Here is a 20,306-nt window from a genome sequence, read left to right as displayed (position 1 = left end):
GAGACCAAGCCACGAGGCCCTTAAGATGCCTCATGCTCTCGCTTACCCTAAGTTTCACTGAGGAAAGCGAAAAATAATTTAATATAGGGCACGTGACACAACGTTTCCACACTACTCTGACCCAGTCGGCTCGCTCTCATTCGGAGCGAGTCGCCTGGGTTTTTGTGTTGTCGTGGATTCTCTTACTGACCGCTGCCGTGTGCTGGCCTCTCTTTGCGCCCCTCAAGGCCCCGGCTGATGGTCGCTTTAGGGCGCCGATATTCCTGCTGCGCGACATGGTCATCCCCAATCACCCACCGCTTACCGACGCGGCCCTGGGACTCGGCCCCGCTGCGGCACGAGCTGTCCCTCAGGACACCGCACTGTGGGCACTGGGATACTTTGTGGATGCCAGCCATTGGGTGCGCTTCGCCATGGTGGGCGCCTGTTTGATTGGTGGTCTTGCAGCTGCTGAGCTCGCCCGCAGGTTCACTCGTCACGGCTCTGGCACCAGTAGCGCATCCAGTGCCGGCCTTATCCCCATGACTCCGAGCTTGGCCAGTCAGCTGATCGCACCGACGATGCTGCTCTGGAACCCGTTCGTGGTCGAGCGTTTACTCCAGGGACAGTGGTCACTGGTCATCGCCGTATTGTTACTTCCGGCAGTAGTTCTGGCAACACAGATGGGTAGTGCTTTGTGGCGCACCAGCGCCATTGCCGCTGCGGGCCTCACACCGACCGGTGCCCTTTTAGCTGGTATCACCGGCATTGTTGCCGCCCGCAATAACCGCGACCGCGCTTGGGTTGCGGCCACAACAGTGGCGGTCAGTTCACCATGGCTGGTGGCATCTTTGCTGAACCCGAGTGCAGCTAGGTCCTCCGATGTTGCTGGCGCTGCCGCATTTGCGGCCAGAGCAGAGGCACACGTCGGCACGCTCGGCAGCCTGTTGGGGCTGGGCGGTATCTGGAATAAGCAGGCTGTGCCGCTAACTCGCGAGGCTGGTTTTTCGGCGATCATGGTGCTGGTGCTCTTGGTACTCATGGGCCTGGGATTCCGTCGTGTCTGGCATTCGCAAGAGCGCTGGCGGGGGCTGATTATCACCGGCGCCGTGAGCATTGTGCTCGTCGCTCTCGCCGCAACAACGCCGGGCATTTTGATGATGGGTTGGGCGCTCGAGCACATCCCGGGGGCGGGTCTGCTTCGCGATGCACAGAAGTGGATCGCGCTCGCTGTCCCTGCCTATGTCATCCTCGCCGCCAGCGGTGCGGAGTACCTGGCACGCCGCGCTCGCAGCGCCACCGTCAATATCGGCCAGTGGTTGGCTACTGGCGTCAGCGCGCTCATCATCATTGCCGCTGTCCCCACGCTGCCCGCCGATGTCGCTCCACTCCGCCCCATTCCGTCATGGGAGGGCTGGTCGGCGGTTTCCGGTGTCGTCGCGCTTGACGACGATCGCGTTGCGGTTCTACCTGCCGGTTCTTACCGCATCATTAATGGGCGCCCTGTCCTCGACCCGGCTACGAAGATTTTGCCCGCTCCGGTGGTGAGCTCCGGCGAATTGATCGTGTCTGGGCAGTCGGTGTCTGGCGAGGGAGCCACAACCGTTGAGCGTACGCTGCTCGGCGGTGCAAAGAGGAAGGAGGAGCTTGCGTCTGCGCTCCAGAGCCTTCGGGACCAGGGCGTTGGCTGGGTCCTAGTGGAGAATTCGCCCGGCAACTTCGGCGATTCAGCTGACATTGTGGCAGCGCTAGATCCCGTCTATGAAACGCCTGACCTGCAGCTATACCATGTTCCCGGCGTTATCGATCCGACCACAGAACCAAGCCAGGGAGCCTATGCAGCTGCGTGGATAGCCTTTGGAATCTGGACTCTTTGCCTGCTCGCTGGGCTACTGGCGGGACTATTGGCTGGAGTAAAGGAAGCGCTACTGCCCCGCCGCAGGTAGCAGATTGTCCAGAGTTGGGTTTTCCAAGACATTCAGAACTGCCTCGCCGGTTTTGTCCCAGCCAAATTCTGCGGCACGGGCGACGCAGGCCTTGGACATGGCGCGATGCAGTTCGCCGTTATCGAGAATCTGTCGTGTCTTGGTAATTAGGTCAGCTTCATCGCTGGCCAGTAGGCCAGTTTCACCGTCGTTGACCGAGTCGCGCAATCCCGCCGAGGAACGGTAACCGACCGTCGGCACGCCGTGCTGCGCCGATTCGATGACGGCGAGCCCCCAGCCCTCCTTGCGGGAAGGCATCAGATGCAGACACGCCTTGGAGAGGATGCGGTGTTTATCTGCCTCTGTGGCCTGCCCGTGGAAGACCACGTGATCCGAAACCCCCTTGTCACGGGCATATTCTACGAGATTGTCATGCCACCACCCCGAGCCAATAACATCGAGAATCGCACCTGGACGGTCCTGCACGAGATCTGCGAGCACATCGATGGCGTGCTCAATTTGCTTATGCGGGACCAACCGCGACAGCGTCACCAGATGCGGTGCCGGACCGTCACACTCGGATAGGTCTGCCATGATTTCGGTCGACTGCAATTCCTCCGGAATCGGGTCCACACCATTGCGAATCACCGCAATACGCCCGGGCGACACTCCGAGTTCTACCAGTTCAGCGGCACTTGGTTCGGAAACGGTGATGTAGCGGCTGCGGCGGTGAATCATCGGCGATAGACGCGACTCGATGAACCACCCCAGCTGGCTAATAATCGGCCCTGCCACTGGCCACTGCTCGCGGTGGCAGTGATGTGTCAGCAGCACCGTCGGTGCGCCGGAGAAAATCCGCGCGAAAAAGGGGACACCGTTTTGGGTATCGACCACGACATCCGGCTTGCCGCCGAGCGCCTTGGCAAGTGGCCCCACGCCAAATCTAGCCCCCAGCATCGCGGTCCAGGAGCGCACGTAGACGGAGAAGTTTCCACCAGCGCGGGAGAAAGTCACGCCGTCACGACGCGACAGCGTCGGTGCGCCTGGGTAGCTGGCCGTGCGGAACACCACGGTGTGACCTTGACCGGCAAGGTAACCCGCGACGCGTTCCAAATAGCGCTCACTGCCTCCACCTTCGGGGTGCCCAGTGTCGCGCCAACACAACAATAAGATTTTCATAACAATATGAGCCTAACGCTCGGCGCGGCTTTCGTTGCCGCTTTAGCTCAAATCCATACTCCCAAACCCAACCAGTCCATTAGATTGTTTGACGTGACCAGCTTTCGCTTTCCCGCTTTTATCGTCCCGCCCGCTCTGAAAGAGCTGCGCAGCTTTGCTACACTGTCGCGCTCATTTGGGCTGCTCAACGACTTCAAATACGAGCAAACCGATCCCGATATTTTCTACGGGCACCTTGCCGAGGACACCATCGGCCTCCTAGAAGGCATCGCGGCTGGCGCGGATGGTTCAGTGGGCGCGGTGGATGCGACGGGCACCGCTGGTACGGCGGAGTCGCCGGGCGCAGGGGGCACGTCGTCAAGCGTTACGACGAATACCGCACTGCGCGGCAAACGCATCCTTGATGTCGGCGGCGGCCCTGGGTACTTTGGCCGAGCATTTGCCCAGCGTGGGGTGGAATATTACACCTGTGAACCAGATGTGGGCGAGATGGCGGCGGCGGGTATCAAGCTGGAGTCATCGGTACGCGGATCGGGGCTGGAACTGCCGTTTCGCGATGATGCTTTTGACCTGACATACTCATCGAACGTTGCCGAGCACGTGCCCGATCCATGGACGATGGGTGAGGAAATGCTGCGTGTAACCAAGCCGGGCGGGCTGGTCGTTTACTCGTACACCATTTGGTACGGCCCGTTCGGCGGCCACGAGATGGGGATGACGCACTACCTGGGTGGCGACCGCGCGCGGCGCATGTATGAGAAGAAGCACGGCAAGCGGCCGAAGAACTACTTTGGCGAGTCCCTGTTCAAGGTCGGTTGCGGTGAAGGTTTGAAGTGGGCGCGCGCTGCGGCGGAGGCTGGCGACTGTGAACTGCTAGCCGCGTTTCCGCGTTACCACCCGTGGTGGGCCTGGTGGATGGTGCACGTGCCAGGGCTGCGCGAGTTCGCGGTGTCGAACCTGGTGCTGGTGCTGCGGAAGCGGTAGGGGGCATAGAGGAAGCCTTTAGGGCTCTCAACGCACACCGACACTTTAACCCCAACGCCACAACCCCAACACCACCCTTGCCTTTAGGGTAGCCTGCCCTTTGTTGCTGTTGTCGACATTCGGTAAACTGCTGGGTTCAGAAGTACTCAACGAGATTCTTCGCACACAACAAAGGACCTACATGAACAAAACCTTCAGGACCCTGGCAATCGCGGTGGCCAGCGGAGCCATCGCATTCACCATGGCAGCCTGCGGCAGCGGCGACACGAACAGTGAAAACAACGCCAGTAGTGTCAGCGCCTCGGACACCAACACTCAGTTTCCTGTGACCATTAAGCACGCGTTCGGAGAGACCACTATCAAGGAGGCCCCACAGCGAATCGCGACTGTCGGCTGGGCGAACCATGAAGTCCCGCTTGCTCTGGGCCAGGTACCTGTTGGCATGAGCAAGGCCACCTACGGTGACGATGACGGCGATGGCATCCTCCCGTGGGTTGAAGAGAAGCTGAAGGAACTCGGCGCAGACTCCGGCGAGAAGAAGCCGGTGCTCTTCGATGAAACCGACGGCATCCCGTTTGAAAAAGTCGCAGACACAAAACCTGACATTATTCTTGCTACTTACTCCGGAATTTCGCAGGAGGACTACGACACACTCTCCAAGATCGCGCCCGTCATTGCCTACCCAGACATGGCATGGGGTACTTCATTGGAAGACATGATCCTGATTAGCTCCAAGGCTATCGGCAAGGCCGATGAGGGCAAGAAGCTGTCCGAGAACTTAGACGTCACTATTGCCGACGCTCTTGAGAAATACCCGAACCTCAAGGGTAAGAAGGCACTCTTTACCTCCTTCGGCGGCAGCTCCGACCCATCCAAGCTTGGTTTCTACTCCACGGAAGATCCACGCATGGGATTCCTTGTGAACCACGGTCTTACAGCACCGAAGATTGTCGAGGAACAGTCCAAGACTGCCGATAAGTTCTGGGTTGAAGTCTCCACTGAGAACCCGGAGCAATTCGATGACGTCGATGTCATCATCTCCTACTCCTCGGGCGATAAAGCCGAGGATGAAAAGAACGTCAAGGATATGCAGACGGATCCACTGCTTTCCAAGATTCCAGCGGTGAAGAACGGCAACATCGCCTTCCTCGAAGATGGCCCGCTAGGAGCCGCCTCGAACCCCTCTCCGCTCTCCATCCCATGGGGCATCGACCGTTACTTCGCAGCGCTTAACGAAGGATTGAAGAAGTAATAGTGCCGACCTCAGTCCATACTGCTTCAACAAAGTCCACTCCCCCGCCTTCGACTACCACCAAGTCAGCTGTATTTGTTCTCTTGCTGATACTTGGATTGGTATCGGTAGTCCTGTCGGTGATGTTCGGCATACGCAGCATTACACCCACCGAGGCGCTTTCCGCCTTAGGCGGAGCCACCGACACCGCGGGAGAAGCTGCAGCGTGGACACGCATTCCGCGTACCGTGCTGGCACTGTGCGCGGGTGCAGCGCTCGCCACCTCGGGCGTAGCCTTTCAAGCTGTTACTCGAAACCCGCTCGCAGACCCCGGAATATTCGGGGTTCTTGCTGGCGCTTCTCTAACAGTTGTTATCGGTATCACCTTTTTCAACATCAGTCGCACACTGCCGACGATGCTGCTTGCATCAATGGGTGCCTTCGCAGCTGCAGTGTTTGTCTACTGCGTGGGATCAATTGGTCACGGCGGCGCCACTCCCCTCAAACTGGCTCTTGCCGGAGCTGCCACGGCCGCCGCTCTATCCAGCTTGACCAGCGCCATTTTGTTGCCGCGCGCCGATGTCATGGACGAGTTCCGCAACTGGCAAATCGGCTCCGTCAGCGGCGCGCAGTGGGAATCACTGACGGTCGCTTTCCCGTTACTTGGTCTCGGGTTCGTCATCGTCTTTTTAACCAGCAGCGGCCTCAACGCACTCTCTCTTGGCGATGATGTCGCCACCAGCCTCGGCATCAACTTAACCCGCACGCGAGTCCTGGCAACACTCGGCGCGGTGCTGCTCTGCGGAACCACCACTGCCGTCACCGGTCCGATCGCCTTCGTCGGTCTCATCGTTCCCCACGTTCTCCGGATGGTTCTCGGGACCGACCACCGCGTTCTCATCCCAGCAAGCGCCCTGGCAGGAGCAGTATTGCTCACGCTTGCTGACACCGTCGGACGCCTCGTCGGTGACCAATCCGAGATTGCAGTCGGCATCATCATGCCCTTCCTCGGAGCCCCATTGTTTATTTGGATTGTGCGACAGACAAGGATGCGGGAACTATGACAAAACTCGCCCCCGAAACGCGCCCGCAGAATAGGGCCAGCGACCTAGCGAACGCTATCCAAGAACAACGCGGTCACGCCCGAACTCGTTTTACGCTCACATTATTGGTTCTAGCAGCGATTACGACCACACTGTGGCTGCTGAGTCTCATGATTGGAGATTCCTTCTATTCCCTTGCCGATGTCCTCAGCGTCATTCGCGGTGACACCGTCCCCGGGGCATCTTTCACAGTGGGCGAACTACGCCTACCACGCGCCACTATTGCAATTATCGCCGGCTTTGCGTTTGGCGTATCGGGAATAATCTTCCAGACGATGCTGCGAAACCAGTTAGCCTCACCGGACATTATCGGTATTTCCGCTGGTGCGGCCGCTGCCGGTTCGACCATGATTGTGCTGTTTCACGCTTCTCAGACCGCGGTGTCAACGGTGGCGCTGATGGCGTCGTTAAGCGTGGCCGCACTGACCTACCTGCTGGCGTTCAAATCGGGATTTACTGGCACCCGCCTGATTCTGACAGGAATTGGCATTGCCGCGATGCTGCAGTCATGGACCACCTACGTACTATCGAAGGCTTCCGCGTGGGACCTGCCGACGGCCACACGTTGGTTGACTGGATCGTTGAATAACATGTCGTGGGAGCGCGGATTACCGTTGGTTATTACCGTTCTTGTCGTGACTCCGCTGCTCTTGATTGGCGCGCATAGGCTATCAATCTTGGAGCTTGGCGACGATATCGCCACCTCACTCGGACTGCGCGTGAACCTGCTTCGCGGGGCCCTTATTGTCGGGGCCGTCATGCTCATCGCAGTGGCGACATCCGCAACCGGACCAATCTCATTTGTCGCATTCATGGCAGGCCCGATAGCGACGCGAATCTTTAGGCCCGGCGCGAACCTCATAGTGCCATCAGGATTGGTCGGAGCATTCTTGGTGCTTGCCGCGGATTTAGCCGGCCAATACCTCTTCGGCACGCGTTACCCCGTCGGCGTAATTACCGGCGCACTCGGGGCGCCCTTTCTGATTTATCTGCTCGTCAGAACATCTCGATAGCTGCGCTTTGTTCATCAAACCAAGGAGTCTCTCACCGTGTCCGCACAACTGAATGCTCAGTCCCTTGCTTCTGGATATGGGGAAAAACCCATTGTGAAAGACCTGACTTTGTCATTCGAAGCAGGCAAGATTACTTCGATTGTCGGACCTAATGGTTGTGGCAAATCAACGTTTCTCCGGACACTAGCTCGTCTGATTCGACCATCAGCTGGATCCGTCGAGCTGGACGGCAAGGAGCTAGGTTCCTATTCTTCCCGCGAATTGGCAAAGCGGCTCGGGCTGCTTCCGCAGACCCCCATCGCTCCTGACGGCATCACTGTCGCAGACTTAGTCGGCCGTGGTCGAACCCCTTACCAGGGAATTCTGGGTCGCTGGAGTTCAGCCGACTACGACATCGTCGCCGAAGCTATGGAAGCTACCCGAGTCGCAGACCTCGCGGGGCGGTGCGTCGAAGAGCTCTCCGGTGGCCAGCGTCAGCGTGTGTGGATTGCAATGGCACTCGCACAACAAACCGATGTGCTGCTTCTCGACGAACCTACAACCTACCTTGATCTAAAACATCAACTAGAAGTCCTGGATTTACTAACTGATCTCAATCATCGCCGAGGCACCACCATCATCATGGTGCTGCACGACCTCAATCTGGCTGCTCGGTATTCGGATGTCCTCGTCGCTATGCGCGACGGCCGACTGCATTCGGCAGGAGCGCCTGTCGACGTGCTCACACAAGAGCTAACCCGTGAGGCGTTCGACCTCGAATCGCTGGTTATCACCGATCCGGTCTCAGGGCTACCCACGGTTACGCCCATCGGGCGCCACCACTCAAAACTAGCCCAGTACTAGCTCAGTAGATGTAAGCAACTCATCAGATTTAAGGATTCCTATGGGATACCAGCCACACCGCGTCCGCGTTGCCCGCACGCGACAGATTTCCCCACACTTTCAGCGCATAACACTTCACGGCGTGGAGAATGTCGGCCCGAAGGACACGATTCGGGACCTCCGTATCAAGGTCATTATCCCAGCCGCTGGTCAACTTCCAGAGCTGCCGGAGGGGGATTGGTTCGCTACCTGGAAAACCCTTGACCCCGAGACTCGCGGCTATGTCCGCACGTATTCCATCCGCGCTTTTCGACGCAACTTGCCCGACGAAGCTCCCGATGAACTCGACATCGATTTCGTGTTGCACCCCGATGCCGCTGGGCCAGCGTCTGCATGGGCTTCAAAGGCACAGGTCGACGATGAGCTGCTCATCATCGCACCGACACGAGATGATGAATCCGGCAGCGGCATCGAATTCGCCCCTGGGGCTAGTAGTCGCATCGTGATGCTTGGAGATGAAACTGCCTTGCCTGCAATTGCGAAGACTCTGGAGGAATGGCCAGCGAGAGTGCAGGGAGAGGTGTTTATTGAGATTCCATGTACAAGCGATGCCCAGAAGCTAGAGGTGCCGTCTGGGGTCTCGGTGAAGTGGCTGGCGCGAGCGGAAGATGAGCACGACACTTCGGGCGAGCTGCTGTACTCCAATCTGGTGAAGCTTGTCAGCAACGCGCTAAGCCCGGTCGCGCGAGAATCACTGTCAAGCGTTCTCGAGGGGAATACGGCGGCGACAAGTGAGGATGACCCCAACTTTCTGGTGTGGGAGACTCCAAGCTATTCCCAATTGGGTGAAGATATTTCCAATTCCAGCGGCGACGACAAGGCCAACACCGAATCTCCGAATCCGACGCTAACCGGGACTTACTTTTGGATTGCAGGTGAGTCTTCAGCGGTGATTCGGATGCGGAGGCTGCTGGTGAAGGAATGCCAAGTTCCGAGGAAGCAGGTGTCGTTCATGGGGTATTGGAAGCGGGGTTACGCCGCGAAGGGATAGTTTTTAAATCTCTTGCGCTGCCAACTGGCTGAGGCTCAGCCGGATTGGCGCCTGATTGGACGGCTGACTGGACGGCTGACTGGACGGCTGATTGCCCTCAAACTACTTATGTAATTACCCCCGGTTTTTCACATAACCGCAGGTGGGAGACTACGACGAGTCAATTTTCTCCCCAGCACCCCTCAAATCACCCCCGTCAATCCGCGGGAAAAGATTAAAAACCGCGCCCGCCCATCGACGGGCTAGGCGCGGTTATGCAGATGAAAAGTCGAAATTAGTCCTCGACGACCTCGACGGTGACCTCAATGTCGCCGCGGGTTGCGTTGGAGTACGGGCAGACCTGGTGAGCTGCGTCAGCCAGAGCCTGAGCCTCATCGTGCTGCAGGTTCGGGATAACAACCTCAAGAGCGACTGCCAGGCCGAAGCCCTCGCCTTCCTTGCCAATGGAGACCTTTGCGCCAACGCTGGACTCACCCAGGTCGGCCTTCTTCATACGAGCAACCATCTGCAGTGCAGAGTGGTAGCAGGCAGCGTAGCCAGCTGCGAAGAGCTGCTCAGGGTTGTTGCCCTCGCCGGAACCGCCCATTTCCTTCGGGATTGCCAGATCGAATTCCAGATTGCCATTCGGAACGACAACTCGGCCGTCGCGGCCTGCGCCAGTTGCCAGTGCTTCGGTGGTGTACAAAGCGTCCATTGAAACAGAACTCCTAACGAATTGAGTTACGGCTAATCAGTTGCGTAATCAGTCGCAGCGAACTGCTTTTCATCATGCTCGCGTGCTGGTTCAACAGTGCGCCATTCGAGGTTTATTCCCGACCATGCCCGAATTGACGCTTACTTTATTGTGATTAACTCCATATCGACCGGTGAAGGCACACACCCCAGCCCCTACTCAGCAGCACTTGCAACCGCGCTGAAATTACTTATGTAAATACCCCCGATTTTTGGAGGATTTCCACCCACGAATCCGCCCGAGCATATATAGTGACGCACGACACTTTACGACGAATCTGTGAGGTAAAAACACATGACTTCCGCCACCATTCAGCCGGGCGGCGAAGCCTTCATCTACGAGGCAATTCGCACCCCGCGCGGCAAGGGCAAGAAGGACGGCTCCCTCCACGAGGTACGCCCGGTATCACTTCTCGTCGGCCTCATCGACGAAATTCGCAACCGCTTCCCGGAGCTGGATGAAGAACGCATCAGCGACCTCATCGTTGGCTGCGTCAGCCCGGTCGGCGACCAGGGTGCGGACATTGCCCGCACCGCAGCACTCACCGCAGGTCTGCCGTACCGCACCGGCGGTGTCCAGATCAACCGCTTCTGCGCTTCAGGCCTCTCCGCCATCAACTTGGCTGCTCAGAAGGTCCGCTCCGGCATGGACGAGCTCGTCCTCGCCGGTGGCGTCGAGTCCATGTCCCGCGTGCCAATGATGTCCGACGGCGGCGCAATGGCAATGGATGCACAGGTCTCGTTCGCAACTGACTTCGTCCCGCAGGGTATCTCCGCTGACCTAATTGCATCGCTTGACGGCTTTGACCGCGAGTCCCTCGACGAAATGGCAGCACTCTCCCACGCCCGTGCCGCAAAGGCTTGGTCTGAGGGTCGCTTCGACCGCTCCGTCGTCCCGGTCAAGGACGCTAACGGCCTGACCATCCTCGACCGCGATGAGACCATCCGCGAGGGCGTCTCCGCAGAGTCCCTGGCCGGCCTGCGCGCAGCCTTCACCATGATGGGTGAGCAGGGTGGCTTCGACGCAGTTGCACTGAAGAAGTACCCGCAGCTCGAGCGCATCAACCACGTCCACCACGCAGGTAACTCCTCCGGCATCGTCGATGGCGCTGCACTGACCCTGGTTGGTTCTGAGAAGGCTGGCGCAGACATGGGGCTGACCCCGCGCGCACGCGTTGTCGCCACCGCCGTCAATGGTGTCGAACCGACCATCATGCTCACCGGTATCGAGCCAGCCGTCCGCGAGGCTCTGGCCAAGGCCAACCTGACGGTCGACGATATCGACGTGTGGGAAATCAACGAGGCGTTTGCCGCCGTCGTCAAGCATGCTCAGCAGAACCTGGGCATCGACTACGAGAAGCTCAACATCAACGGCGGCGCGATGGCCATGGGTCACCCGCTGGGGGCAACCGGTGCCATGATCACCGGCGCCGCAATCGATGAGCTGCACCGCACCGGTGGCCGCTACGCCCTCATTTCGCTCTGCGTGGCTGGCGGCATGGGTGTTGCAACCATCATCGAGCGCGTCTAAAGCAAACCGGAACGAAACTCACAGCGACAATTACCGCGGCCACACCGCGATAACCACAAAGGACTGACTGATTTATGAGCACAGATAACATGTTCCGGTGGGATCAGGACGACGCCGGAATCGTCACCCTCACCATGGATGACCCGAATGCGCCGGTCAACACCATGAACAAGACTTTCCAGGACGACATCCGCGCCACCGTGGAGCGCCTGGAAAACGAAATTGGCGACGGCTCTGAGACCTCCATCAAGGGCATCGTCATCACCTCTGCGAAGAAGACCTTCTTCGCAGGTGGCGACATCAAGCAGATGTCCAAGGCCACTGAGGACGATGCAGCTGACATGTTCAACATGGTCGAGGACATGAAGGCCTCCCTGCGTCGCCTGGAGAAGCTCCCAGTGCCGATTGTTGCCGCCATCAACGGCGCAGCACTGGGCGGCGGCCTCGAGGTCGCGCTGGCTGCTAACCACCGCGTTGCGGCTGATGCCCGCGGTTCCAAGATTGGCCTGCCAGAGGTCACCCTCGGTCTCCTGCCGGGTGGCGGCGGTGTCTCCCGCGTCGTTCGCATGCTGGGTATTCAGGACGCGCTGATGAAGGTCATTCTGACCGGCGCGCAGATGAACCCAGGCAAGGCTCTCGCAGCTGGCCTCGTTGACGAGGTTGTTGCTCCGGAGCAGCTCATTGACACTGCCCGAGCATGGCTGACCAGCGAAGATGCAAAGGCCGCACAGCCGTGGGACGAGAAGGGCTTCAAGATTCCGGGCGGCGACCCGAAGACTCCTAAGTTCGCAATGAACCTGCCGTCCTTCCCGGCAAACCTGACCAAGCAGCTCAAGGGCTCCCCGATGAAGGCTCCGCGCCTTGCGATGCAGGCTGCCATCGAGGGCTCTCAGGTCGACATCGACACCGCACTGCGTGTCGAGTCCCGCTACTTCACCGAGCTGGTCACCGGAACTCAGTCGAAGAACATGATGCAGGCGTTCTTCTTCGACCTCAATCACGCTCAGGGCGGCGGCTCCCGTCCGCTGCAGGCTGACGGCACCCCGTACCCGAAGCGCGAGTTCAAGAAGGTTGCCGTCGTTGGTGCCGGCATGATGGGCGCAGGTATTGCATACGTGTGTGCAAAGGCTGGCATGGAAGTTGTCCTGAAGGACATTTCCCTGGAGAACGCCGAGCGTGGCAAGGCCTACTCTGAGGGGCTGGAGGCGAAGGCTCTCAAGCGCGGTCGCACCACTGAGGAGAAGTCCGCAGCACTGCTGAACCGCATCAAGCCGACCGAGTCCTACGACGACCTGTCCGACGTCGATCTGGTCATCGAGGCCGTCTTCGAGAACACCGACCTCAAGCACAAGGTTCACGCCGAAATCGAGGCCGCGGTTCCGGAGACCTGCATCCTGGGTTCCAACACCTCCACCCTGCCAATCACCGAGCTGGCTTCCCACGTCAAGCGTGAGAAGGACTTCATCGGTCTGCACTTCTTCTCCCCGGTGGACAAGATGCAGCTGATTGAGATCATCTCCGGCGACAACACCGACCCGGCAATCCTCGCCGCTTCGCTGGACTTCGCTGTTGCAATTCGCAAGATTCCGATTGTCGTTACCGACTCCCGCGGTTTCTACACCTCCCGCGTCATCGGCACCGTCATCAACGAGGCTCTGCGCATGGTTGCCGAGGGCTATGACCCGGCCATCATCGAGGCCGCTGGCCGCCAGGCTGGTTACCCGGCACCGCAGCTCCAGCTTGCCGACGAGCTGAACCTCAAGCTCATGGAGAAGATCGCTGGCGAGACCCGCGCTGCCGCCGAGGCTGCAGGTCAGTCCCTGGACGAGGGCGGCGTGCCGGCTCTGGTCGAGGCCATGCTGCACAAGTTCGAACGCCCGGGCAAGCTCGAGGGCAAGGGCTTCTACGAGTACGTCGACGGCAAGCGCTCCGGTCTCTGGCCGGGCCTGTTCAACGAGCTGCGCGAGGAGCTGAACATCACCCCGATCGCTCCGGAAGACACCGACCTGCAGGAGCTGGTCGACCGCATGCTCTTCATCGAGGCCATCGAGACTCAGAAGTGCGTCGACGAGGGCGTTCTGCTTCACGACGCCGACGGCAACATCGGCTCCATCTTCGGTATCGGCTACCCGGCCTGGACCGGTGGTACTCGCCAGTTCATCAAGAACTACGACGGCGCCACTGTCGTCGACCCGGCTGCAGCTCGCCCGGAGCGCCGCGGTGTCGCAGGCTTCGTCGAGCGCGCCGAAGAGCTGGCCGCTAAGCACGGCGAGCGCTTCAACGCTCCGGAGTCCCTGAAGAAGTAGGGCTCTTTTCACCTCGGCTAGCTAGTTCACTAGTTCATACGGCTTCGGCCATACAGCACACCAACCAGCCCCGACCGGCAGTTTTTAACAAACTGCGGGTCGGGGTTTCGGCTTTTCGCGGGAAGGTTGGTGGACTTGGATCCGTCGTAAAGCGAAAACAACGGTTATCGCCATTTAACAGGGGTGTTTTGACGCAGACTCGCATGTTTGGTGGGCTTCAAATTAGAAACTCCCAGGTCAGCTCCCTGGATTTGGGCAAAAAAGGCACCAAACATGCGAGTCTAGGTAATTTTGACCCTTGTAAACGCCTTTAACAGTTACTTTTGGATCTGCAGTCTGGCTCAATTGATGTGTTATCCACAGTCCGAAAACTATCCACAGAAAGTTGATTTACAACGGTCTTTGGCCAGCGGGCTTCCGCACCATCGATGAGAATGTCCGCCATGCGGAAAACGAGCGAGCTCATTTTCAATTCCTCCGGAATTGTGCACCTGCGAGAACAGACTCATATCAGCCGAAATACAGCACGAGGGATTCTCAGCCGGGCGGTCGAGCGCGGTGAACTTGTTCAGTTGTTTCGGGGCACTTACGCGGATGCACGAATATGGCCATCTAACAGCGATTTTCCACGAGGAATTCTTGCCATTAAGGCGGAACTCATCCGGGCACGGATTCAATGCATTGCCATTTCGCAGGCACACCCAGATCGCGTATTAACCGGAATCGCAGCAGCGCTGATACATAGCCTGCCACTGCTCGATATTCCGCAAACGCTGACGCTCAGTTCCAGTGTAAAAAGTGGGTCGTCGACACTTAAAACACACCATGGCCTGCAATTTCACCAGAATTACTTAGCATTGCCCCCAAGTGCCACGACCACCATCGATGGCGTGCGGGTCACTACTCTGGCGCGAACCGTGGTTGATATCGCTGCTGCTCAGCCGCGCGTCGACGATGCCACGCGCCGCAAACCCGAGGTCTTTCGACGCTTTGTCGAAGCTATCGCGCTTGCCGACGGCGCCCTGCGTGGCTCGGTCGGAACACTTGGCTCGACGGGAATGCAGCCTCAGCAAGCCCTGCCGTGGCCGGAGGCGCCACTGCGCTTTGAGCCACCAAATTGGGACATTGAACAGGAGTTTCCGCAGCTCGCAGCGCCGCGGCACGTGGCCATTTCCAGTACTGATTTCTTACCCCACGTGCACGACCAACGGGGTCGAGTGCGTGGACCCCGCATGCTGGAGGTGCTGATGGTGGCATCGCCGTGGTCGGAAAGTGCATTTGAGTCGGTGACAAAAGCGTTGCTCGTGGAGCTAAAACTGTCATTTGTGCAGCAACCACGAATAGTAGATGAGGCCGGGGTGTTCGTTGCGCGTGTGGATTTCCTGCTTCCGGCTCACGGAATCATCATCGAGTGCGACGGGCGAATGAAGTACGAGCCCGCGCAATCGAGAATGCAATCAACAGTGCAATCAGAAACGCGCGCTGGCGCCGGCCAACACCACGCGGGCACCGCCAACATCTGGCATGACCGGCGTCGCGACTACCAACTCACCAACCTCGGCTACGCCATCATCCACCTGACGTGGGATGCGATCTTTGACGGCTCGGCGGCGGGCATGATTCGTAAGGCATTGGCAGCCTCAACGACACCGCGCGGACGCTGGTTTGATGCCATTACCGCACTTCCAAGAGGCGCATATAAATTCTCCTTTTCTGGCTAAAACGCTTCCAGTCACATGGCAGACTCAAGACATGAGCCCGCAGACCCAGCCAGGCCACCAACGACCAAGCCAGGAACAACCAAGCCGCCCACAGCCGAGCCACCAACTCCCAGAACTCATCGGCCGAGTGCGCCGTGTCCGCACCGGGCCGGTAGTGACGCAAAAGTGGAGCGGCCGTGAAATCAGCACCGGCGCCGCCAAATCACCACGCACGGGCCGCGTAATAGTCGCAGAAAACGGCCTTGACGGCGACGCCCAGGGCAACTTGAAGGTCCATGGCGGACCAAACAAAGCGATGTGCTGCTACCCATTCGAGTTCATGGCTCAGTGGGCGGCTGATGGATTCGATTTGCCGGAGGGCGCTTTCTTCGAAAATCTCACGCTAGAAGGCCTTCCTGACCAGGTGGTTTGTCTGGGTGACATCTTCGAACTGAACGATCTGACAGTCCAGGTCACGCAACCGCGTCGTCCGTGTGCCACGGTCTCGGCACGTTGGAGTGATCGCCGACTGCCCAGGCTCATGCAGTCGAAGTCCCGTTCCGGCTACTACCTGCGGGTCCTTCATCCCGGCACCATCGCTGAAGGTGACACCATGCGGCTGGCCAAACGTCTTCCAAGCGCTGTCTCTGTTGCAGAGACCAATCGCGTCATGAACATCGACCGCCAGGACATCGAGGGCATCCACCGTCTCCTCGCCGCCCCTGAGCTTCCGGAGCGGTGGCGAGCAACGCTCTATCGCCGCTTGAACGGCGAGTTTGAAGACGACACCGCTCGCCTCAGCAAGCCCTGAACATAAAAGCGCATATTCTCAATCCGGCCTACCCGTTAAACTGCGCACATGGCTAGAAACGTCGCTGATCTACCCACTGCACTTCCTGAACTCGCTATCGACCAGGAGGGGTTTGACGCCCCATCACCGCAGCTCGTCATGCTTAACGACGAACTCGCGAGCCAGCTCGGTCTCTCCCCACAGTGGCTCCGGTCAGACGCTGGCCTGAAGTTCCTCACTGGCCGCGGAGTCGGCAAGGAAACCGATACCCCACCCGGCGCATACACAACCCCGATGGCCACGGCCTACGCCGGCCACCAGTTCGGTAACTTCGCAGGCCTACTCGGTGATGGTCGCGCGCTCTTGCTTGCCACAGTTGAGGCTGAACCGGGGCTGACTGGGCTGCCGGATTACCCCAAAGAGACACCCCACAGCGACAACACCCAGGCCTACGAGATTCAGGCGAAAGGCACCGGCCCCACGCCCTTTTCCCGTGGCGGTGACGGCAAAGTCACGCTGACCTCCGCCCTGCGGGAGTACCTCATCAGCGAAGCCATGTATGCGCTCGGCATCCCCACCACCCGCGCGCTGGCGGTCGTCAAAACTGGCGAAGAGATTTACCGCGGCTCGCAAACCCCATTCGACAACACCGATCCCACCACCGAACTTCAACCGGGCGGCATTGTCGTGCGCGTAGCATCCGGCCACCTGCGAGTTGGCACGTTCGAGCTGGTCGCACGCTCCGGAGCGGACACCGGAATCATGGACCGGCTCATCGACTTCGCCGCGCAGCGGCATGGCTACGAGGGTTCGGCGGAGTCGGTTCTCCGAAACGTCGTTAAGCGGCAAGCCAATCTCGTTGCGGCGTGGCTGGCCTGCGGTTTTGTCCACGGCGTGATGAACACCGACAATGCCAGCATCGCGGGCGAGACCATCGACTTTGGGCCGTGTGCGTTTCTGGATGCGCACGATCCGCGGGCAGTGTTTAGCAGTATTGATCGCGGCGGTCGATACGCGTACGGCGCGCAGCCAACAATCGCGGGGTGGAACATGTCGAAGCTCGCGGAGACTTTGCTACCGCATTTCGCAGGCGCCCCGGAGGATGCCCTCGCACGCGCCCGCGACATCCTGGGAGAATTCGCCGACGAGTTCACCGATGCGCTCAGCCGCAGGTGGCTGCCCAAGTTGGGGATTCTCCCCTCGCTTTACGACGACCCGCTGGCCATCCCCTTGGTACAGCAGTGGCAGGCGTTGCTGGCGAAGTTTGGGCTCGACCATACGAATGCTCATCGGGCGCTGATTGAGGCTCTGGCCGATGGTGATGGGCAGGATTTCACTGCGCTGACCGCGCTGACCAGGCTGTCTGATGATTCTGCGCTCCCCGCTGCCGCGACTGAGTGGGGGCAGTTGTGGCAGTGGACGCGGGAGGAGCTGGGAATCGACCAGACGACGGCCCTGGCACTTATGGAGGAAACAAACCCACTGTATATTCCGCGAAACTACCTGGTCACGGAAGCGTTAGCGAAGGCAGGGGCGACGGGAGAAGCAGGGGCGGGAGATTTGGCCGCCTACCGGCACCTGCTGGAGGCGGTAACCAACCCCTTTGAGTTGCAAGACGTCCCAGCGGGGTTCACTGAGCCGGCACCGCGGGAGTTGGGGGCTTTCCACTCGTACTGCGGGACTTAATGCGCTGGCTTGGCGGCGCTCCGGCGCCCCTCTACCAAGCCCCAAAGCCCACTTCACGACACGGGTGTCACCTCGTGTCAGCTGTGGAGGTGGCATGAGGTGACATAGCTGTCGTGAAGTCGCGGATGGGGCCCGCGGACGGGGCCCGAGGATGGGACCAACGCGAATAAGCCCAACGCGGACGGAGCCTGGCTGAGCGCCAACGTCGCGGAGCACCAGAGGACAACCCCTGCGGGGGTGCCAGGGTGTCACAGACTTTCACCGCTGCACAGAATTAACTCCCCAATCGAGGGTAAAAGACACCGTCAAATAAGGGATGGTTCGCCTGATCAATACTCATATGTTTTTTGGACTTGTAAGGTTAGAGACTGTATTGAACGGTCGTATCCAAACCTTAGAATCCGTCACAACCAAAGGTTTCACCACCACCATTGCTAAGCAGCTGGGAGGTGGGTAGCTGAGTCGTTTGGAGTGAGCCGATCACCAAATTCATATCGCCTAGCTGGCAGAATCTAGAAAGGCTCGCGATGCATAGACCCGTTGCCTCCGGCCCCTTCCACACCCGGCAGGAACTCCGGCGGAAGCTCCGACAGCGAGAGAAGTTCCGTGCCACAAAACTGCACGCAACAGCGCTCAGCGAAAAAGGAAAGTTCACGCTGCATGTCCGCCAAATCCTGGTGGCTTTGCTGGCAATTGTCCTACCGGGCGCTGCACTTGCTGCCTGCAGCACTGACCAGCAACAGGTCGGCGCCGGGTTCATTGTGGTCCAGAACTCCGAACCGCAGTCGCCGCTGTACACCACTGACACCAATGAAACCGGTGGTGGCGATATCCTCCGCATGCTCTACTCAGGTCTGGTGCGCTACGACACCGACGGCTCGATGATCCTGGACCATGCGGCAGAAATTAAGCCCAACGAGGACTCGACTCATTTCGACATCACGCTGAAACCGGGCTGGACCTTCCACAACGGCGAACCCGTCACCGCGCAGAGCTACATCGATGCCTGGAATTACGCTGCCTACGGCCCGAACCTGCAGAAGCAGCAGTCCTTCTTCGCCAACGTGCAGGGCTTTGATGCTGTCTCGGGAGAAAAGGCCACGGAGAAAACACTCTCCGGTCTGAAAAAGGTCGACGATCTGAAGTTCACCGTAGATCTGACCACCCCAGATTCCTCCTTCCCGCTCAGCCTCGGCTATGTCGCGTTTATGCCACTGCCGAAGGCAGCGTTCGAAGACAAGAAGGCTTTCGGTGAACACCCCATCGGCAATGGTCCCTACAAGATGGCCGAAGGTCGTGCGTGGCTGCATAATAACCAGCTGACCTTGGTCAAAAATGATAACTTCGCCGGTGAGCACAAGGCTCGCAACAACGGTCTGGTCTACCGCTTCTACTCGGACATGGACACCGCGTACGCGGATCTCCAGGCAGGCCGCCTGGACACGCTGCCGCGCACCATTCCACCGACGGCGATGGCCAGCTTTGAAACCGACTTCCCTGACTCCAGCGCAAACGTCCCAACTTCCTCAGCGCAATACTTCGCAATTCCGCGAAATCTGCCAGGCTTTTCGGGTGAAGAGGGCAAGCTCCGTCGTCAAGCAATTTCCATGGCGTTTGACCGCCAGCTCATCACTGACAAGATTTTCTTCGGCACGCGCACCCCGGCGCGCGAATTCAGCTCACTGACGCTCGGTGACTTGGATCCGAATGTGCCTGGGCAGGATGTGTTGAAGTACAACCCGGACAAGGCTCGCAAACTGTGGGCCGAGGCCAACAAAATTGCGCCGTTTACGGGCTCGTTCGATATTGCCTACAACGCCGACGGCGGGCACCAGCAGTGGGTTGAAGCGGTGACCAACATGATTGGTGAAACCCTCGGAATTGAATCTCACGGCAAGGCCTACCCGACCTTCAAGCAGCTGCGCGATGAGATCACTAATGAGACCCTGACCAGCGGCTACCGTACCGGCTGGTCAGCGGACTACCCATCGGTTGCCAACTACATGATTCCGCAATTCGCCACCGGTGGTTCCGCGAATGACAACCACTACTCGAATCCGAAGTTCGACAAGCTCATTCAGGAAGCGTCCTCGGCAAAGAGCGCAGAGGAGGCCAAGCCGATTTACGTCAAGGCTCAGTCTGTGCTGATGGAAGACCTGCCTGCAATCCCTCTGTGGTACCCGAATGCTTCGGTGGCGTGGAACCCGAAGCTGCGTAATGCCGTGGTGATGTGGGATGGCATTTTGGACTACCCAATGATTGAAAAGGACTAGC

15 protein-coding genes are annotated in these 20,306 nt (G+C 59.1%); 13 read left to right on the top strand and 2 right to left on the bottom strand.

The window, feature by feature from the left end; genetic code table 11:
* Positions 1–92: 92 nt before the first annotated feature.
* Positions 93–1,925: an MmpA family trehalose lipid delivery protein gene (locus I6J19_RS03715; RefSeq protein ID WP_038626838.1), complete on the top strand. Its 1,833-nt coding sequence runs from the start codon at positions 93–95 to the stop codon at positions 1,923–1,925.
* Here I6J19_RS03715 and I6J19_RS03710 read toward each other — a convergent pair.
* The gene (locus I6J19_RS03710) at positions 1,905–3,083 is read right to left on the bottom strand and encodes a glycosyltransferase family 4 protein (RefSeq protein WP_187402514.1); all 1,179 of its coding nucleotides are present in this window, start codon (positions 3,081–3,083) and stop codon (positions 1,905–1,907) included. The two genes, I6J19_RS03715 and I6J19_RS03710, sit on opposite strands and share 21 nt — an antisense overlap.
* A gap of 93 nt (positions 3,084–3,176) precedes the next feature.
* On the opposite strand from I6J19_RS03710, the gene I6J19_RS03705 reads away from it, so the two are divergent.
* The 6 genes from I6J19_RS03705 to I6J19_RS03680 all read left to right on the top strand — a co-directional run bounded on the left by I6J19_RS03705 (position 3,177) and on the right by I6J19_RS03680 (position 9,287).
* A complete protein-coding gene (locus tag I6J19_RS03705) occupies positions 3,177–4,067 on the top strand; it encodes a class I SAM-dependent methyltransferase (RefSeq protein WP_224792278.1) in 891 nt (296 codons plus the stop codon).
* Between the two features lie 181 nt (positions 4,068–4,248).
* Positions 4,249–5,319: an iron-siderophore ABC transporter substrate-binding protein gene (locus I6J19_RS03700; protein WP_038626842.1), complete on the top strand. Its 1,071-nt coding sequence runs from the start codon at positions 4,249–4,251 to the stop codon at positions 5,317–5,319.
* A 122-nt stretch (positions 5,320–5,441) separates the two neighbouring features.
* Positions 5,442–6,362 carry a FecCD family ABC transporter permease gene (locus I6J19_RS03695; RefSeq protein ID WP_038626844.1) on the top strand — a complete coding sequence of 307 codons (921 nt, stop codon included), beginning with the start codon at positions 5,442–5,444 and terminating at the stop codon, positions 6,360–6,362.
* Complete coding sequence (locus tag I6J19_RS03690; protein ID WP_038626846.1) at positions 6,359–7,414, top strand: FecCD family ABC transporter permease; 1,056 nt, start codon at positions 6,359–6,361, stop codon at positions 7,412–7,414. The genes I6J19_RS03695 and I6J19_RS03690 overlap by 4 nt, the downstream gene beginning before the upstream one ends.
* 36 nt (positions 7,415–7,450) lie before the next feature.
* Positions 7,451–8,257, top strand: coding sequence for an ABC transporter ATP-binding protein (locus tag I6J19_RS03685; protein WP_038626847.1), 807 nt, complete (start codon positions 7,451–7,453; stop codon positions 8,255–8,257).
* A 40-nt stretch (positions 8,258–8,297) separates the two neighbouring features.
* The gene (locus I6J19_RS03680) at positions 8,298–9,287 is read left to right on the top strand and encodes a siderophore-interacting protein (RefSeq protein ID WP_038626849.1); all 990 of its coding nucleotides are present in this window, start codon (positions 8,298–8,300) and stop codon (positions 9,285–9,287) included.
* A gap of 274 nt (positions 9,288–9,561) precedes the next feature.
* Here the strand turns inward: I6J19_RS03680 and I6J19_RS03675 are convergent, their stop codons facing one another.
* The gene (locus I6J19_RS03675) at positions 9,562–9,981 is read right to left on the bottom strand and encodes an organic hydroperoxide resistance protein (protein WP_038626851.1); all 420 of its coding nucleotides are present in this window, start codon (positions 9,979–9,981) and stop codon (positions 9,562–9,564) included.
* A gap of 333 nt (positions 9,982–10,314) precedes the next feature.
* Here I6J19_RS03675 and I6J19_RS03670 point away from each other — a divergent pair, with 333 nt between their 5' ends.
* From I6J19_RS03670 to I6J19_RS03645, 6 genes are all read left to right on the top strand, one after another.
* A complete protein-coding gene (locus I6J19_RS03670) occupies positions 10,315–11,550 on the top strand; it encodes an acetyl-CoA C-acetyltransferase (protein WP_038626853.1) in 1,236 nt (411 codons plus the stop codon).
* Positions 11,551–11,624: 74 nt separating this feature from the next.
* Positions 11,625–13,856 carry a 3-hydroxyacyl-CoA dehydrogenase NAD-binding domain-containing protein gene (locus I6J19_RS03665; protein WP_038626854.1) on the top strand — a complete coding sequence of 744 codons (2,232 nt, stop codon included), beginning with the start codon at positions 11,625–11,627 and terminating at the stop codon, positions 13,854–13,856.
* Positions 13,857–14,290: 434 nt separating this feature from the next.
* The gene (locus tag I6J19_RS03660) at positions 14,291–15,577 is read left to right on the top strand and encodes a PDDEXK family nuclease (RefSeq protein WP_187402515.1); all 1,287 of its coding nucleotides are present in this window, start codon (positions 14,291–14,293) and stop codon (positions 15,575–15,577) included.
* Positions 15,578–15,608: 31 nt separating this feature from the next.
* Positions 15,609–16,367 carry an MOSC domain-containing protein gene (locus I6J19_RS03655; RefSeq protein WP_235191276.1) on the top strand — a complete coding sequence of 253 codons (759 nt, stop codon included), beginning with the start codon at positions 15,609–15,611 and terminating at the stop codon, positions 16,365–16,367.
* Positions 16,368–16,415: 48 nt separating this feature from the next.
* Positions 16,416–18,032, top strand: a complete 1,617-nt coding sequence (locus tag I6J19_RS03650; protein ID WP_187402516.1) for a protein adenylyltransferase SelO family protein — start codon at positions 16,416–16,418, stop codon at positions 18,030–18,032.
* A 527-nt stretch (positions 18,033–18,559) separates the two neighbouring features.
* Positions 18,560–20,305: a peptide ABC transporter substrate-binding protein gene (locus I6J19_RS03645; protein ID WP_038626860.1), complete on the top strand. Its 1,746-nt coding sequence runs from the start codon at positions 18,560–18,562 to the stop codon at positions 20,303–20,305.
* Position 20,306 lies beyond the last annotated feature (1 nt).

The organism is Corynebacterium amycolatum (genome assembly GCF_016889425.1).
GTDB lineage: Bacteria > Actinomycetota > Actinomycetes > Mycobacteriales > Mycobacteriaceae > Corynebacterium > Corynebacterium amycolatum.
The sequence above is the reverse complement of the archived record's forward strand: the minus strand, read 5'-3'. Positions and strand labels throughout refer to the sequence as shown.

Excerpts from the sequence above, each read along its gene's own strand:
- I6J19_RS03700 (WP_038626842.1), top strand. The coding sequence starts at position 4,249 with ATGAACAAAACCTTCAGGACCCTGGCAATCGCGGTGGCCAGCGGAGCC.
- I6J19_RS03680 (WP_038626849.1), top strand. The coding sequence starts at position 8,298 with ATGGGATACCAGCCACACCGCGTCCGCGTTGCCCGCACGCGACAGATT.
- I6J19_RS03710 (WP_187402514.1), bottom strand. The coding sequence starts at position 3,083 with ATGAAAATCTTATTGTTGTGTTGGCGCGACACTGGGCACCCCGAAGGT.
- I6J19_RS03670 (WP_038626853.1), top strand. The coding sequence starts at position 10,315 with ATGACTTCCGCCACCATTCAGCCGGGCGGCGAAGCCTTCATCTACGAG.
- I6J19_RS03690 (WP_038626846.1), top strand. The coding sequence starts at position 6,359 with ATGACAAAACTCGCCCCCGAAACGCGCCCGCAGAATAGGGCCAGCGAC.
- I6J19_RS03655 (WP_235191276.1), top strand. The coding sequence starts at position 15,609 with ATGAGCCCGCAGACCCAGCCAGGCCACCAACGACCAAGCCAGGAACAA.
- I6J19_RS03665 (WP_038626854.1), top strand. The coding sequence starts at position 11,625 with ATGAGCACAGATAACATGTTCCGGTGGGATCAGGACGACGCCGGAATC.
- I6J19_RS03650 (WP_187402516.1), top strand. The coding sequence starts at position 16,416 with ATGGCTAGAAACGTCGCTGATCTACCCACTGCACTTCCTGAACTCGCT.
- I6J19_RS03695 (WP_038626844.1), top strand. The coding sequence starts at position 5,442 with ATGTTCGGCATACGCAGCATTACACCCACCGAGGCGCTTTCCGCCTTA.
- I6J19_RS03675 (WP_038626851.1), bottom strand. The coding sequence starts at position 9,981 with ATGGACGCTTTGTACACCACCGAAGCACTGGCAACTGGCGCAGGCCGC.
- I6J19_RS03660 (WP_187402515.1), top strand. The coding sequence starts at position 14,291 with ATGTCCGCCATGCGGAAAACGAGCGAGCTCATTTTCAATTCCTCCGGA.
- I6J19_RS03645 (WP_038626860.1), top strand. The coding sequence starts at position 18,560 with ATGCATAGACCCGTTGCCTCCGGCCCCTTCCACACCCGGCAGGAACTC.